The organism is Wolbachia endosymbiont (group A) of Epistrophe grossularia, from assembly GCF_947251435.1.
In the GTDB taxonomy this organism is placed as follows: Bacteria; Pseudomonadota; Alphaproteobacteria; order Rickettsiales; family Anaplasmataceae; genus Wolbachia; species Wolbachia pipientis.
In genome coordinates, this window is the sequence record NZ_OX366363.1 from 1,157,243 (window position 1) to 1,172,756 (window position 15,514).

Below are 15,514 nucleotides of genomic sequence, written 5' to 3' on the forward strand. Positions count from 1 at the left end.
GTTTGGAGATTTTTATGGCAGAAAACAACGACAATAATTCATTTACTAAGCGTTTCACAAACAGGACTCCTGGCGGTACAGGGGAAGGTTTTTCCAGTAAGTATTCGTCTCAAAACACCAAAGAACGGGCATTAGGGGAAAAAGGAAAAATTTCTGAATTAGCAGGCAAAAAAACCGAATCCAAGGAAGCTTTTTCTGAAAGTGGCGGCATAAAAAGTAAAAGCAGAACTGTCAATGAAAGATCTTTTGCTGATGCAACAAAAAGAAGTAGGTCAGATCTTATATACTTAGTCCGTGGTAAAGATCGTGGAAAATCAGCGTGGCATTATGTATTAGTTGATAAAGAGAAAAGAGAAATGTTTCTAGCAAAAAGCAGAACTGGCTCTATAGATGTTGCAGACTATGGAGAGATTTTGTATTCAGGATGGGGAGAGGATCCACCACAGGCAATAATTGATAAAGTCAATGAAGAGTTTGGGTTGTAGCAAATCTGCATAACAAATGGTAAGCTGCGTTGCATTACGTTTACAAAAACTAGCAGTTACTATATAAGATACAGTGCAACAAAACTGATCTAGTTGTTATGAATAAGTTTTTAGCTATATGGTATCTAAAATAATAAATGCAATACAGAACAATTTATTAGTGTGTTTTCCAACAGAAACAGTGTATGCTCTTGCTTGTAATGCACTAGATAATGAATCTATAGGAAAAATATATCAGATAAAGAAACGCTCTCAAAATAAACCACTGTCTATATTTGTTAGTGATATTTACAATTTGACAAAAATAGCAAAGGTAAAGGAAAGATATATTGATTTAATAAACCACTTTTCTCCTGGACCAATTACCTATATTTTACCACTTAAAAACAACAACATATTGCCAAACGAATTCTTTAAAGATAGTATAGGTATCAGAATTCCTGAGCATCCTATTGCAATTTCAATACTAAACAAACTGAAAGTTCCAATAGTTGCAACTAGTACAAATATTTCAGGAAAAGAAAGTGTATGTAAGGCAAACGATATACCACAATCCATTAAGCAACATTTATCTGTAGTGATTGAAGATGACGAACTAGTTTCTGGTATAGAATCTACTATTATTGACTTAACCGAAGATAAGATTAAGGTTTTAAGGGAAGGTGCAATTTCATTACAAACAGTAAACAACGCATTTTCAAACTAAAATCTATAGGAGAAAGAATGAAAAAAGTAATAGGCCACAACCAAGCCAAAAAAAAAATAATGAACAACTTATCTGTTCAGTCTTGGCTGATCTGTGGTAAAAAAGGTATAGGAAAAGCAACACTTGCAAAATCCTTCTCCAATTGGTTACTCATAAAAAACTATAATGAAGTAGCATTGGACTTACACATTGTTGAAGGTGATACTATCGGAATAGAAAAAGTCAGAGAAATGAAAAACTTTCTACACTTAAGTCCCATTCAATCAGAACACAAAATAGCTATAATAGATAGCTTAGAGGCAATGACTAATAACGCTAAAAACGCAATATTGAAAATATTAGAAGAGCCGCCAAAAAATTCTAAGATATTTATAATTAGCCATAAGCCATATGATATACAAACCACTATCCGGTGTAGGTGCTTTCAGCTAAATTTACTCCCATTAACTTATGATGAAACAAAGCAAGTTGCTTCATCTCAATGTAAATTTGATAATCAAACGTTTGACGAAATGATTACTTTATTTCCTGGAATGCCAGGAATGATAATAAATACAATAAGTAGTGATGCTTATGAAGCATACAAATGCTTTTATAAATTTCTTCATGATTTAAAGAATCCCAATATGATTAATAAAGTAATTAATAGCGAAATCGAACTAGAACTAGCATCATATATAATTCAGGCCTTCATTTTAGAAAGCATAAAGAGAGAGGTAAATGGTGTTGAAATTCTGCTAAGTCAGTGGAAAAAAATAGATGAACTTTTCGTTGCCGCAAAGCAACTCCACTTAGATAAAAAGCATGTTTTAGCTAATGTAGTTAATATCATGACATAAGTTTACAAAGTATAATACTTTTAACATAAATTCATGATAAAATTCTGTTAATTTAATACTCGAAGTATATAATTTGACTGATAATAAATTAACTGTATGGCAATCAATAGAAGTTTTGACGAAAGCCATATTGAACATGCAGAAAAAATTAAGCTTAATTAAGAATATAGCTTCAGATCAAGACATAACCCTAGAAAAAGGAAAGGAGTTGTTAAGTGGCATTTATGAAGCAAATTTTAAGCTAAACAAGACAATCAATATAGCTACTTTGCCAAAAATTGGCTATCATATGCTAAATGGTGAGCTTGTTGTACGTAATCATATTACGGAAGAGGAAGTAAAGATTCCTGGAGATTTTCATTACCTTAAAGTCGTAAAATCCGATCATGATAATTATAAATTAACGTTTTGTAATTTTTTAGGTAATGAGTTTTTTGAATATAAAAAGTATGATCCACAATATTCTGGTATTTCAGATGAATATAAATTTGTGGATTTTGGTAGTGTAAGAAAGACTCATAATCTAAAATTTAAGGAATACATTGGTCATGCACCTAAATTTTTTGCTGCAGAAGGGCCTATTGAGCCTGGATCCCAAAACCATGTAATTGATCTATTTGAGCTAGTCAAAAGTGGTAAAGGTAGAAAAGTGGGAACCTTTGCTGATGAATTTGGTTATTTTGATGATCAAAATAAATTACATTATTATAATTATCACAAAAGTGTAGAAAGTAATACTTATGATCCTGAAAATTTCAGTGTAAAAATGATAAATATAGATGTGAGCAAAATCGATAAATTCTACCTCATTGCAGAACAAGGTGATATAATCATTCATCCTATTTGGGAAAATTTAGACATATTTTAAAGTTTTTTTTAGAGTATCTAAGCTTATTGTTATTATAATGATCCGATTAGGTCTGGTAGTATTGTGTTATGGAAGATAAATTGCTTGAATCAGTAAAAAACAAAAGTTATTTCAGTAAAGCAGTCGAATGGTACTGCCATAGGTATCTGTTTTGTGTAGCAGAAAGATCTTGGATGGCATTAATAGTATCGCTTCTCCTAGTATGCTTATGTTTATTAACATTAAACATATACCTGTTATTTCCTATTAAAAAAGATTTAAATTTTGTGAAGTATATGAACCACACAGAAGATGAGTTCTCTGCAATGCATAAGCTTAGTTTCAGTAAAAAGGAAGATGAATACACTTCCACAGCGAGGTACTTAATAAGTAAATACATTGAAATATACGAGTCCATTAAGATCGTTGAACCGAAGTACCAAGAAAATTTTATAAGAAACAATTCTATACATAAAATCTATCAAGGCTTTCAGGAAAAAACGAATAATGAAGCTGGTAATTTGTCTTTATCTAAAAGAAAAATCGCCAACATAAATGTAATAACATTATCTATTGATCGATCGACCAAGGACTTAGTTACATTTGCTGGAAATGCTACTGTAGTTTTTACAACCGAGCAAAATAAGGAGGATACTGTGGAGATTAGCTTCACTTTGTCGAATATAAAAGCAACTCTGGCTGGTATAATACCATTTAAATTTATTGTTAATGGTTATAAATACAGATTTTAAAATATTACTTGGTAGCTAAAAAAAATAACCAAAGTGCACATAGCAGTAATAACTGGAGGTAAAACTAGAAGAATTGGTGTTTTTTTAATAAAGTAATTCTGAGAAGGTTTTAAGAAAAAGGCGTTGTAAATTATCGGTAAAAAGTACAGAGCGTTGAGTATAGTACTAACAATTAACACTAGAGTTACAAACACAGAAAGTATTACATTGCCAGAGTTGAAAACAGCTTGAAAAATGAGAAATTTACCCCAAAAAGTCGGAGCAGGCGGCACCCCTATCATAGACAATGCACCTATAGCAAATGCTGTCATGCTAATTGGCATACTGCGTCCTATACCGTAAATCTTATCTATATATTTCTCACCTGCTCTCGTTATTATTGCTCCGGCAACGAAAAACAAAGTGATTTTTGCAAATGCGTGGCAAACTAATTGAAAAATTGCAACCCTCATGCTGAGATCACTAAAAATTGAAGCGAATAATATAATATACGACAATTGAGAGATGGTAGAGTAAGCAAGCAATTTCTTTAATTCTTTTTGCTTTAGTGCAATCAATGATGCAGTAATAATAGTAAATCCAGCAGCGTACGGAAGCCACCCTCCAGCAAACCAATTTTGCTGCACAAAACGTTGCATATTATCGACGCCGAAAGTGTATAATATAACTTTTATGATGATGAAAACTCCGGATTTCACAACAGCAACAGCGTGCAGTAGTGCACTCACAGGAGTTGGTGCAACCATTGCTTTTGGTAACCAAAAATGCATTGGCATTAATGCAGCTTTTCCTATTCCGTAAATCAGCATAGCAAAACACACTGCAATGAAAGTGATGAGTGAAGTATCAAATTTGAATATTCCACCGCTTACAAAGTCTAAAGTATGAAATTCATGATATAAAAGGCCTATTGCAGGAAAAAATAATACCAAAGAAGAGAAAAATAGCACGCCAAAGTAATAGCGTCCTGCAATCATTGATTCATTTGTTGAGTTGTAAGTAACCAGAGGGTATGTACTAATAGTTAGAAGCTCATAAAAGACAAATGTAGTGAGCAAGTCTCCAGAAAAAGCAATAAACATTGCACAGCCAATCGATATTGAAAAAAAGCATAGAAAACTTGAGTGATTGCTATCAGCATAGTTATTCTGCATATAACATATTGCATATATACTGGTCAGCACCCATAAAAACGATATTAATAAACTGAATATTACTCCGGTAGACTCTAGCTTTAAACTAATGTGCAAATTATTACCAAAATCCATGAGAATAAATTGAGAATGATCACCATATACCCAATATAAAGTGCACAGACACGTATACGTAAACAGAAGTACAGAAGAAGTGACAGTAATACTATTGTTCACTCCGGGCCATTTACCAGTAAAAAAAATAACTAACGCACTTAAAAGTGGAATCAACGCAGTAATTAATAAATAATTCTCAGTAATTGAAAATGGTAAGGAAAGAGACGTTAAAACACAGTCCATTAAATAATTCATCTTTTTGTTTAGGTAAAGCTAGAATTATACTAAAATCATAGAAAAACCGCTATGTTTTTTTGGCAAACTAGTCGTTTGTGTATGCTATAGCTATACTGCGATTCATTCCACAACTGTACGAACATTTGTTTTTGTTAAACACAACAAAGATGTCATCCCAGTGCCCTGACTACTTGGATCCAGGAAAGTTTGCTTGTGAGCAAGCAAACTAGCATAGAAAAACGTTTTCGATGAGATTGCAGAAAACCAGTGTCTGGGCACTGGGATGACAAAGGAGGACAGTGTCAAGCACTGACCATTTGCTGTGCAGTTTACCTTTAAAAATGAATGTTCATACAGTAAGCCATAAGATGACAAAAGAGTAAACTTTATCTGTGTGAGCTATAGACGCAAATTACAACAAATGCAGTAGCGTAATCTCCATCGTCACTTAAAGAAAGATGAATTTTGGAGATAAAATCCTTGCTAACGGTAAGATATGGCTTGCCTCTTACATCATTGTATATTTCTATATCTTTCATTGTAATACCCTGACCACTACCTCGTGCTTTAACAAAAGCTTCTTTTGCTGCAAAGCGTTTAGCAAAATACCTTGCTCGCATTTCTTGACTATTATACTTTCTACTTAGCTCTATTTCCTTTTCAGTGTAGATTCTATTGAGAAATTTTTCCCCGTATTTTTGTAATATTCTCAATATTCTTGGTATATATACTATGTCAGTGCCGATACCGTGTATCATTTTGCGCTAAAGTGATTTATTGCTTCCTCAATCTGCATTTCCTTTACCTCTCCAGTTGCTCTATTTTTTACTTCAACTATATTTTCACTTACTGCTTTCTTTCCGACAATTATTTGCCACGGCAAGCCTATCAGATCCATTCTAGAAAATTTTACTCCTACACTCCCTTCCGTATCATCGTAAAGCACTTCATCGCTCTTCAAAGCTTTGTATATTTTATCTGCAGCCTCCGTTACTTTCATTTGTAAATTGATTAAACCAATTCTGAAAGGAGCTACCTCCTCCGGCCAGATAATTCCCTTATCATCATGAAAAGCTTCTATTATCGCACCAACAAGTCTTGAAACCCCAATGCCATACGAACCCATATGTATATTGACATTTTTTCCATCTTGAGAAGTAACACTTGCCTTCATAGGCTTTGAATATTTGTCGCCAAAATAAAAAATATGCCCTATTTCAATACCTTTACTAACATTTAACTGCTCTTGTGATATAGGGCAAGTCTCAGGATCATGCATATCATCTGCAACTGCGTATATACTCTTTAAACTTTCAATATCTTCACTCTCTAGTAGTTCAGAAAATTTATTGTCATAATATAAAGTGCTCTCACCAGTGTTTGCCAATATATGAAACTCGTGGCTCAAATTTCCTCCAATTGGCCCCGTATCAGCTCGAACTCCAATTGGAGTAAATCCCATGCGTTTGAAGATTTTTATGTAAGTTTTGTACATCAAATTATATGAATTCAGTGCACCTTCGTAATCTACATCAAAACTGTATGCATCCTTCATCAAAAATTCCCTGCCCCTCATAACACCATAACGTGGTCTTACCTCATCACGGAATTTCCATTGAATTTGGTATAAACAAAGTGGCAAATCTTTGTAACTTTTTACCACATCTCTAATTAAATCAGTTGCTATCTCCTCATGCGTTGGACCAAAAAGCATATCTTCCTCATGCCTATCCTTTATGCGTAGCATTTCCTTACCGTAATCATCGTAACGCCCTGATTCTCGCCAAAGACTTGCTGGTTGCACACAAGGCATTAATGCTTCAATAGCACCGGATTTGTTCATTTCATCTCTGATAATATCTTCAATATTCTTAAGCACTAAGAGACCAAGTGGTAACCACGTATAGATGCCAGATGCTATCTGCTTTATTAAACCTGCACGCAAAGAATATTGATGGGAGATAATTTTAGCATGGGCAGGCTTTTCCTTTAGAGTTGGCAGGTAATATTTGGATAAGCGCATATAATAGATCTGATTGTATTAAGTAATCTTAATACAATCAGACCTGTAGGTAAACTTATTTTGAAAAGGAAGGGAAGTGCATGGCTGACCATTTCATAGTTATCATAGTCCTTGTACAACATTTTCCTTTTGGCATCGCAACGCTTTTCCACCAAACTGTGCTATGCGATCCTCAACAGAAAGAGGAGGTGAATCTTGCACCTCATTATCCACTGAGTCAACATTATTTACTTGTGGTGAATCAACACACGAACTTGGCGGTACCGGTGACTCCTCTGTTTCTTGTTCAGGATGTATCGGAGATGTGGCTCTAGATCCTATACCACTGTCAAGACCCCCGCTTCCTTCTTCCTTGCTTGATGGGGAATTTGTGTGTTTTGTCTGCTCCTCTTTTTCCTGCTCTATCTCTTTCTGTTTGTCTTTGCTTTCATCTGTAGTCCAATCTGAATCGCTAATAGAATCAGAATGCTCACTTTCACTATCTGAGAATTGCATGACTGCTGCTCTCTCCTTAAGTCTCTTTGTCCAATCTGAATCATTATCATCCGACTTCTTTCTCTCTGCTTGCTCCCTATCTATTCTTGCAGCAAACTCTTCTGGTGTTTCTTTTTTGTCAGTGCCCCCACTACTTTCTAATTTTGCTTTCAATTCATTTGTAAAATTTTGTTGCTGCCCACTCTTTTTAACGTAGTACCTCCTCTTATCTGTTCAAACAGAGTAGAATGATTATTATTCTCAGGTTCACCAGCCTTCTTCGGTGCATCATTCTTAGGTTACTCCGTACGCTTGGAAGCTGTAAAAAAATGCGGAGGCGGAGGTGGTAGTGCAGCATCTTGTGGCAATGGAGGAGGTGGCGGCGGTGGTACACTGACACTTGGATTTGGTTGTGTTCCAAACGTTACTGGAGGTGATTGAGGAGTAGGTACATTTGATTTATTCTCCAGATTAGTACAATTTTTACACACAAATTTTTGTGGTTCTTGAGATGGAGTATGGCCGAATTTCTGTCCATTAAGACCTACTTCTTTCTTATTATCATCTCTAGAAATAGCCAGTTTAACAAGATATGTCACTGAAATAAGTGCAACAACCGTAGAAACAGCAAAAATTGCTAAAGGAACTGCTGCAATAGGACCAGAACCAGAAACTGCTATAATAACATAAGGAAGATATTGACCAGATATGAAACTAAATATAGATAATAATGAAACAGCAATTAAAGGTTTCCATATAGTCTGCTTAGTTTTAGTAAGCTCCTGACTATCTTTTAGCAATGAAGAATTATTGGATATCATCATTTCTTTGCCTCACTTGTTAACGATAATTTAATAATAACCCAATTAATAATTTCTGTCAATAATTAATTATGAAAAACAAAGTTGCAATTTGAATAGATAAGCTATAAGTAATATACGACCAGCAATAGCCATACAATAGACTTCTTGTATAACCCACACTAAGTAGAAAAAAGGTGTCATCCAAGTAGCTGACACTGCTCTCCTTTGTCATTCCAGTGCTTGACACTGGAATGACACCATTTTGGATGGAAACCAGTGTCAGAACTAGTTAACCATGGGGCTTCTTTTGCCTTTTTTTCCATTTGGTAAATTTCTTAAATATTTATGGCTAACATGAAGCTAAGTACGAACTTTGTTAAACATAACAAATGGTGCCATTCCAGTGCTCCTTTTTTTGTCATCCCAGTGCTTGACACTGGGATCCAGTTTTCCATATAATCTCATCGAAAATGTTGTAACCACTTTCTGTGCTAGTTTGCTTGCTTACAAGCAAACTTTCCTGGATCCCAGTGTCTGGGCACTGGGATGACATCATAGGGACACTGGGATTACACCCTGACAATCGTCATCCAGCTACTTGTTAGCGGCTAAGAGATACCGCGAATGAATCGCGGTATGACAGTTCGTGGCGGCATGACGATAACCTCGTCTCACTGCCATTAAGTTAAGGAAAAAAGATAGATTTTATGGGATAATGATGTATACCAATAAGTTTAAAGGTAGTATGAGTAAAAAAGGCAGTAATAAAATTTATTCAAAATGAATTGGCAAGTCTAGAATTTATAGAATCCCATAAATCATCTTCAAAAGATTTTATGAGAAAGAGGAAGTTATCTTTTATTGACATATTTATCTTAATTTTAAGAAAAAGTGTAAAGTCGCTGCAAGTAATACTAAACGAATTTATTTTATATAGGAAAAAAGACTATACCGTTACTGCTAGTGCTTTTAGTCAAGCAAGAAAAAAAATGAAACACAGTGCATTTTCAGAAATTAACGAAGGTGTGGTTTCCTTGTACTACCAAGACCAAAAATTTAAAACTTGTTTTGGCTTTAGAGTGTTAGCTCTTGATGCCTCCAAAATCATTTTACCAACAAGCGTTGAAATAAAAAATGAATTTGGCTCAAGAAAAATACGTAACCAAAAACCAAAAGATTTAGGTGATTATGCAAGTGCAACCTTTGCGGTTTGTTAAGATGTGCTAAATAATGTTGCCATAAGGTCAGTGTTAGATAGAGGTAACACTCATGAAATTAACTTAGCAGATGAAATGCTTAAAGTTGTAAATACTAATGACTTACTGATTTGTATATTTATCTTATAAATTTCTTTCTAGCCTTACAAAAAGAAAAATTGCTTATGTCATTCGATGTCCCAGATCATCTTTTAATGAAGTGAATGCTATGTTTGAAGAAAAAAGCCCATCTAGTGTTGAGGTTACCATATGTGCTCAGCGTAAGATAAAACAAGAAAATAGTGGAATAACGCTTCAAAGTGGTACTGCCATCTGGTGAAATTGAAGTGTTAGCTACATCATTAATGGATGAACAAAAGTTTCAAACTGGAGGATTTAAGGAGTTATATTTTTTACGCTGGGGAGTTGAGACATTTTTTGCAAAACTCAAAGGAAGACTAAGTCTAGAAAATTTTACAGGAAAAAGTGTTGAGTCTGTTAAACAGGATTTTTGGTCAGCTATCTTTATTAGCAACCTAGAAAGTGTTATGACAGAAGATGTAGAAGAAGCGTTGAATATGGACTTAACCGATGATAAGCTTAAGAGGAGCATTAACAAATCTGTCTCATTTAACGCGATCAAAAACTTGGCTTTCGACATTTTTGCTACGGAATCAGATACTGACTGCATTATGGATCAATTATCAAAGCTATTTTTGATGAACACTTTGGCGGTAAGAAAGGGAAGGAAAGTTGATCGTCATAAGGTACCTTATCTTCGTTCGTTCAATTACCAAAAAAGGGTTAGAAAACACATATTTTGACTAGAGGTAGTATTCATATCTTCTGATAATAACTGGGTAGCTTATTGCCATAGCTCCTGTAAAATGACTTCTAAACAAACTATTTCTTAAGTAATTTACACTTCAGAGTTTATCTGCTTTAAAGTTTACTCTATTCTGTTTCAGTATTTGTCATAAATCCTTAATTATTTCTGACTTTTTAGTTCAGTTTTTAACCATTCTTTCCTTAACTTAATGGCAGTGAACCTCGTCATCCCGCTACTTGTTAGCGGGATCTCTTGTTAGCGGCTGAGATACCGCGAATGAATCGCGGTATGACGGTTCGCGGCGGTATGGACGTAGGAAAACCTTTCTTGGGTCAGCTATAGAGACTCTCATCTTTAGCGAGCTTCAAGGTAATTGGTTGCTATTTGCGAAAATATTCGCATAATTTAAGTAACGTTACTTAATAAAAATTAACTATGGAGCTTAATAAGATTGCAGCATCGATTTTACTTTCTGGGCTAATCATTATGATAGTTAGTAATGTAGTTGATATGCTTTACAGTCCAGAAGAATATAAGATTGAACACCAAACGATAGTAGCTGCTGGCAGCAATGAGTTCCAGCAAAAAATCGAGCAAGTGGCGCTTGATATTGGAGCGCTCATGCAGAATGCTAGCTTTGAGAAAGGTAAATCAGCAGCAAAAAAATGTATAGCCTGCCATAGTTTTGAGAAAGGTGGAATGAATAAAGTAGGACCAAACTTATGGAACATCGTTGGAAATAAAAAGGCCCATCTTGGTAACTCATTCAATTACTCAAAAGCAGTGCTTGAAAGAGGTGGAAAATGGGGGTATGAGGAGCTATTTGCCTTTTTAAAGAACCCAAAAGCCTATATAAAAGGTACACGTATGGCATTTGCAGGTATTTCCAATCCACAAGAAATTGCAGATCTAGTTAGTTATTTGCATCAATTGAGTGATAGCCCGGTTGCTTTGCCAAAGTAGTATGGATTATTGTAAATTGTTTGATGGAAATAATGGTCACATAGCATATCGAAAGCTACAAGGAAAGAAAGCTTCTGTAGTTTTTTTCGGTGGATTTGCATCCAATATGGATGGAACTAAAGCAACTGCTATTTACAAATTTTGCCAAGAAAATGACGTAGCACTTGTGCTATTTGATTATTTTGGTCACGGTCATTCAAGTGGTAATTTTATTGATTACACGATAAGTGATTGGCAAAAAAATTGTGCTAAAGTAATGAGTGAATTAACTAGCGATAAACAAATAATTATAGGTTCAAGTATGGGAGGATGGCTGATGTTGCTCACTGCCCTTCAATTTCCAGAAAAAATTGCAGCACTAATTGGTATATCGTCTGCTCCCGATTTTACTGAAGATTTGATATTCAAGCAATTGTCAGGCAAGCAAAAAGAAGAACTAGATTCTAAAGGTGTAATAGATTTTACTTCAGAGCATTGTACATACAAAATAACTAAAAATTTGATCGAAGATGGCAGAAAGAACCTTCTTTTAAACAAAAAGACAATAGATATAAACTGTCCTGTGCGCTTGCTGCATAGCATTAATGATAAAGATGTTCCTTATCAAACTTCATTGAATTTAGCTGAAAAAATTAAGTCAACCGATGTTGAAGTACACTTAATAAAATCAGCAGAGCACAATATGTCTGACAATCATTCACTGGAAGTTTTATTTAAGACCATTAGAGAATTTTGTAACCAGACTGCATTCTGTGATTTTTAGCAAAACACGATTTTTCATTTGAGCTTTCTTCAACTTAAAATAAATACAGAAAATTGCTGCCTATAGCTAAACTGACTTAGATTTACCGACAATTTGAAAAACCGTCATCCCGCTACGTGTTAGCGGCTGAGATACCGCGGCGGTATGACGGTTCGCACCATCACACTTTGGAACCTTACAGATATTGAGCAAATCCAATAATATCCTTGATTTCTTTTATATTATGGGTTGCAATTTCTGCTGCTTTCTTTGTGCCTTTTTTTAATATTTCATGTAAATGGAATTGGTCTTTTAAAAGATCATTCATTTTCTCACGTATGGGTGATATAACACTGATAATTAAATCAGCTAACTCTTTTTTGAAGTGCTTCATGTCATGTTTGTTCACTTCTTCACATACTTTTTTCGCATTTACATTACTAAGCACTGAATAAATGTTTATCAAATTGCTTATTTCTGGTCGGCACTTTAAAGTAGCAAAGCCTAGAATTGAATCTGTTTTTGCTTTTTCTATTTTTTTGACAATTAAGTCATCCGTATCATCAAGGTTAATGCACGAATGTTCTGAAGGATCAGATTTACTCATCTTGCTTGTGCCATCCCTTAAGCTCATTATCCTTGATGTGCAATCCAAAGTTAAGATTTCAGGTACGATGAAATAATCCAGCTTATAATGATTGTTAAAAGCTGATGCAATATCACGTGCAAGCTCCAAATGCTGTTTTTGATCATCACCAACAGGAACGTATTTAGTTTGATACAACAATATATCTGCAGCCATAAGTACTGGATAACTATATAATCCAAGAGAGGCTTTTTGTTTATCGCTGCCAGCTTTATCTTTAAATTGAGTCATGCGATTAAGCCAACCAATTGGTGTATAGCATCCAAGCAGCCAGCCCAGTTCTGCATGACCACTAACTGTGGACTGACTAAAAATAATGGACTTTTCTGTATCTATTCCGCATGCAATATAAGCTGCTGCTGTTTTGAAAATATTACTTTTTAATTCACTTGCGGGAAGCTTATTTGCTGTGATTGCGTGTAGGTCGACAATACAAAAAAGAGATTTGTATTTATCCTGTAAGTCTATCCACTGTTTGATTGCACCAAGATAATTACCTAAATGTAGTACGCCACTTGGCTGGATACCTGAAAAGACAATACTTGTCATTATACATTTACCTCATGCTAATCGCTTCCACAATCAGCAGATTTCTTAGAAAGAATAACCATTGCAGGACGGAGCAACCTATTTTTGATAGTATAACCAGTTTGTAGTACTTCTACAATGGTGCCAGGCTTTTTTTCATTGTCTTCTCTTTCCACAACAGCTTGGTGTAAATTACTATCAAAAAGCTCACCAAGTGGATCTACTTCCTCTATTCCATGTTTTTTTAGATCATTTATAATTTTTTGATAAGCTACTTTAATCCCCTCATGAACAGGATCACCGTCTTTCAAAATTTCCATTACTCTTTTTAAATTGTCGCACGAGTCGATCATATCACGTGCAAGTTTTGTGACTGCGTAGTCACTTGCATCGCTAATTTGCTTTTGCATTATACGTTTGACGTTTTCATTATCTGCAACAGCACGGCGTAAATGATCTTCAAGCTGAACTGCACGTTCTTTTAATGTATTGAGATCTTCATTTAAATCATCAGTTTGCTTATGGTTATCACTTTGTTGGTCGTCACCTTTCTGCCTACTTACCATATCAGCAAACTTCTTCTTTTTCTCCTTACTGCTATCTGACATATCATTACCCTTAAGAATCTAATAAATATATAACAATTAATCTGAAAATATCAAGCGCCAGCTACATTCGTCTTTCTATGCTCGCATTTAAAAAGTTAATTAAAGTAGTTTTATAAAAAGAATCAGAAAAAGTACTAATATCATTTTGTGCCATATTAATGTAGTGTCTAGCTTTTTCCATAGAAAGCTGAATGGCATTATGGTGATTAATATAGTGTAATGCTTGGTCAAAATTGTGTCTAGCTGAAGAAAAGCATTTTTCCCAGAATGTTTGCTCTGCTGGACTGCCCTTTTCGTATGCTATAATAGCAGGTAAGGTGACTTTACCTTCGAAAAAGTCTTTTCCGACTTGTTTTCCAGAAGTGCCTTGATTAGCAGTATAATCGAGCATATCATCAACTATTTGAAATGCCATACCAAAATTAAAACCAAAATTCTTTAGCCTCTCTGTTTCGTCATTTGTTGCACCAGATACTGTTGATGCAGCTTCACAGCATGCAGAAAATAAAGATGCTGTCTTTTCTCCAATGATATCAAAATAATTTTCCCTGACTGTGTGGGGGTCAAAGCGTGCTGTCATCTGCTTTATTTCACCCTTCACAAGTAAATGCGATGCTTTAGATAAAATAGAGAGAATATTTAAATTTCCACACTCTATAAGCCATCTAAATGCTAGAGTCAACAATAGATCACCAACTAAAATGCTTGATTTATTCCCCCAAATCTTATTCGCTGTTTTAACTCCATGGCGTGCCTCACTTTCATCGAGCACATCATCATGAAGTAAAGTAGCATTGTGTATAAACTCTACCGATGCAGCAACGTTGATCCTATTCTTCCCAGAATAGTTTAGCATTTTACATATAATAAAAACTAGTTTAGGCCTTATTTTTTTTCCACCTGACCTAACAAGATGAGATATAATATCAGTAGCAAGCTTAGCATCTTCATCATTGACATTTTTGAAGACAAAGTCATTCATAGCTGACAAATCAGAAGATACAATATCGTCTAATTTATCGCTGTTTGTTATTAGCATTTTAAAAGACTTATGCTTCTTGCCCTTGTGCTTTCTCGTTCTCTACTTTCTTCTTTTCTGTTTTCTTTGGTTCTGTTTCTAAAGTTACTATGCCTTTTTTGATAAACCACAGTACTCTTTCAGTTGCCTGCGCGCCTACACTTAGCCAATGTTTTAATCTATCAGCTTTCACCACAACACGATTTTTATTGTCTTTTGGTAACATTGGATCATATTGTCCTATTTTCTCAATAAAACGCCCATCTCTTGGTGCTCGTGAATCAGCTACAACTATCCTATAAAAAGGGCGTTTCTTTGCGCCAAACCTCGCCAACCTTATTTTAACTGCCATGTTAACCTTTATTCATATATTAGCCACAATTTTATACAATGAGCCGTTTTAAGTCAAATGAATTATACAACTTTTGCACCTTATAATATAATTACCAATAATGTAGGGCAGTGCCGGGCGCACAGCTATACGAACATTCATTTTTGAAGGTAAATTGCACAGCAAATGGTGTCATTCCAGTGCTTGACACTGGAATCCAGCCTTTTTTTAATCATT

Annotated in this window: 19 protein-coding genes and 1 pseudogene; 8 read left to right on the forward strand and 12 right to left on the reverse strand. The window is 34.8% G+C overall.

Annotation, left to right across the window (positions count from 1 at the left end; translation table 11 throughout):
* The first annotated feature begins 14 nt into the window (after nucleotides 1-14).
* The 5 genes from OPR28_RS05735 to OPR28_RS05755 all read left to right on the forward strand — a co-directional run bounded on the left by OPR28_RS05735 (nucleotide 15) and on the right by OPR28_RS05755 (nucleotide 3,629).
* Nucleotides 15-485, forward strand: coding sequence for a hypothetical protein (locus OPR28_RS05735; RefSeq protein WP_010082479.1), 471 nt, complete (start codon nucleotides 15-17; stop codon nucleotides 483-485).
* Nucleotides 486-603: 118 nt separating this feature from the next.
* Nucleotides 604-1,191 (forward strand): L-threonylcarbamoyladenylate synthase, encoded by a 588-nt coding sequence (locus OPR28_RS05740; protein WP_006280292.1) that lies wholly within the window; start codon nucleotides 604-606, stop codon nucleotides 1,189-1,191.
* A gap of 17 nt (nucleotides 1,192-1,208) precedes the next feature.
* The gene (locus tag OPR28_RS05745) at nucleotides 1,209-2,030 is read left to right on the forward strand and encodes an AAA family ATPase (RefSeq protein ID WP_038199127.1); all 822 of its coding nucleotides are present in this window, start codon (nucleotides 1,209-1,211) and stop codon (nucleotides 2,028-2,030) included.
* A 73-nt stretch (nucleotides 2,031-2,103) separates the two neighbouring features.
* Nucleotides 2,104-2,898 (forward strand): hypothetical protein, encoded by a 795-nt coding sequence (locus OPR28_RS05750; RefSeq protein WP_265023675.1) that lies wholly within the window; start codon nucleotides 2,104-2,106, stop codon nucleotides 2,896-2,898.
* A 68-nt stretch (nucleotides 2,899-2,966) separates the two neighbouring features.
* Entirely contained in the window at nucleotides 2,967-3,629 is a 663-nt protein-coding gene (locus tag OPR28_RS05755; protein WP_010082435.1) for a hypothetical protein, read from the forward strand.
* Here OPR28_RS05755 and OPR28_RS05760 read toward each other — a convergent pair.
* The 8 genes from OPR28_RS05760 to OPR28_RS05795 form a co-directional block, all read right to left on the reverse strand.
* Complete coding sequence (locus tag OPR28_RS05760; RefSeq protein WP_010962853.1) at nucleotides 3,626-5,122, reverse strand: proton-conducting transporter transmembrane domain-containing protein; 1,497 nt, start codon at nucleotides 5,120-5,122, stop codon at nucleotides 3,626-3,628. The two genes, OPR28_RS05755 and OPR28_RS05760, sit on opposite strands and share 4 nt — an antisense overlap.
* A gap of 114 nt (nucleotides 5,123-5,236) precedes the next feature.
* Nucleotides 5,237-5,491 carry a hypothetical protein gene (locus OPR28_RS05765; protein WP_010962852.1) on the reverse strand — a complete coding sequence of 85 codons (255 nt, stop codon included), beginning with the start codon at nucleotides 5,489-5,491 and terminating at the stop codon, nucleotides 5,237-5,239.
* An 11-nt stretch (nucleotides 5,492-5,502) separates the two neighbouring features.
* Complete coding sequence (locus OPR28_RS05770; RefSeq protein WP_010082456.1) at nucleotides 5,503-5,874, reverse strand: holo-[acyl-carrier-protein] synthase; 372 nt, start codon at nucleotides 5,872-5,874, stop codon at nucleotides 5,503-5,505.
* Complete coding sequence (gene proS, locus OPR28_RS05775; RefSeq protein WP_265023676.1) at nucleotides 5,871-7,139, reverse strand: proline--tRNA ligase; 1,269 nt, start codon at nucleotides 7,137-7,139, stop codon at nucleotides 5,871-5,873. The genes OPR28_RS05770 and proS overlap by 4 nt, the downstream gene beginning before the upstream one ends.
* Nucleotides 7,140-7,241: 102 nt before the next feature.
* Nucleotides 7,242-7,787, reverse strand: coding sequence for a hypothetical protein (locus OPR28_RS05780; RefSeq protein WP_265023677.1), 546 nt, complete (start codon nucleotides 7,785-7,787; stop codon nucleotides 7,242-7,244).
* Between the two features lie 125 nt (nucleotides 7,788-7,912).
* Entirely contained in the window at nucleotides 7,913-8,437 is a 525-nt protein-coding gene (locus OPR28_RS05785) for a hypothetical protein (RefSeq protein ID WP_265023678.1), read from the reverse strand.
* Nucleotides 8,438-8,613: 176 nt separating this feature from the next.
* Nucleotides 8,614-8,739: a hypothetical protein gene (locus OPR28_RS05790; protein ID WP_265023679.1), complete on the reverse strand. Its 126-nt coding sequence runs from the start codon at nucleotides 8,737-8,739 to the stop codon at nucleotides 8,614-8,616.
* A gap of 95 nt (nucleotides 8,740-8,834) precedes the next feature.
* Nucleotides 8,835-8,999, reverse strand: a complete 165-nt coding sequence (locus tag OPR28_RS05795) for a hypothetical protein (protein ID WP_162829040.1) — start codon at nucleotides 8,997-8,999, stop codon at nucleotides 8,835-8,837.
* Nucleotides 9,000-9,180: 181 nt separating this feature from the next.
* On the opposite strand from OPR28_RS05795, the pseudogene OPR28_RS05800 reads away from it, so the two are divergent.
* From OPR28_RS05800 to OPR28_RS05810, 3 genes and pseudogenes are all read left to right on the forward strand, one after another.
* A pseudogene (locus tag OPR28_RS05800) lies at nucleotides 9,181-10,436 on the forward strand (IS4 family transposase).
* 440 nt (nucleotides 10,437-10,876) lie between these two features.
* Complete coding sequence (locus tag OPR28_RS05805) at nucleotides 10,877-11,404, forward strand: c-type cytochrome (protein WP_010082469.1); 528 nt, start codon at nucleotides 10,877-10,879, stop codon at nucleotides 11,402-11,404.
* Nucleotide 11,405: 1 nt separating this feature from the next.
* Nucleotides 11,406-12,167: an alpha/beta hydrolase gene (locus OPR28_RS05810; protein WP_012673268.1), complete on the forward strand. Its 762-nt coding sequence runs from the start codon at nucleotides 11,406-11,408 to the stop codon at nucleotides 12,165-12,167.
* 175 nt (nucleotides 12,168-12,342) lie between these two features.
* Here the strand turns inward: OPR28_RS05810 and trpS are convergent, their stop codons facing one another.
* From trpS to rpsP, 4 genes are all read right to left on the reverse strand, one after another.
* Complete coding sequence (gene trpS / locus OPR28_RS05815; protein ID WP_265023680.1) at nucleotides 12,343-13,341, reverse strand: tryptophan--tRNA ligase; 999 nt, start codon at nucleotides 13,339-13,341, stop codon at nucleotides 12,343-12,345.
* 17 nt (nucleotides 13,342-13,358) lie between these two features.
* The gene (locus OPR28_RS05820) at nucleotides 13,359-13,928 is read right to left on the reverse strand and encodes a nucleotide exchange factor GrpE (RefSeq protein ID WP_012673267.1); all 570 of its coding nucleotides are present in this window, start codon (nucleotides 13,926-13,928) and stop codon (nucleotides 13,359-13,361) included.
* A gap of 61 nt (nucleotides 13,929-13,989) precedes the next feature.
* Nucleotides 13,990-14,967, reverse strand: a complete 978-nt coding sequence (locus OPR28_RS05825) for a polyprenyl synthetase family protein (protein WP_253303187.1) — start codon at nucleotides 14,965-14,967, stop codon at nucleotides 13,990-13,992.
* A 10-nt stretch (nucleotides 14,968-14,977) separates the two neighbouring features.
* A complete protein-coding gene (gene rpsP, locus OPR28_RS05830) occupies nucleotides 14,978-15,298 on the reverse strand; it encodes a 30S ribosomal protein S16 (protein ID WP_006279266.1) in 321 nt (106 codons plus the stop codon).
* Nucleotides 15,299-15,514: the final 216 nt, after the last annotated feature.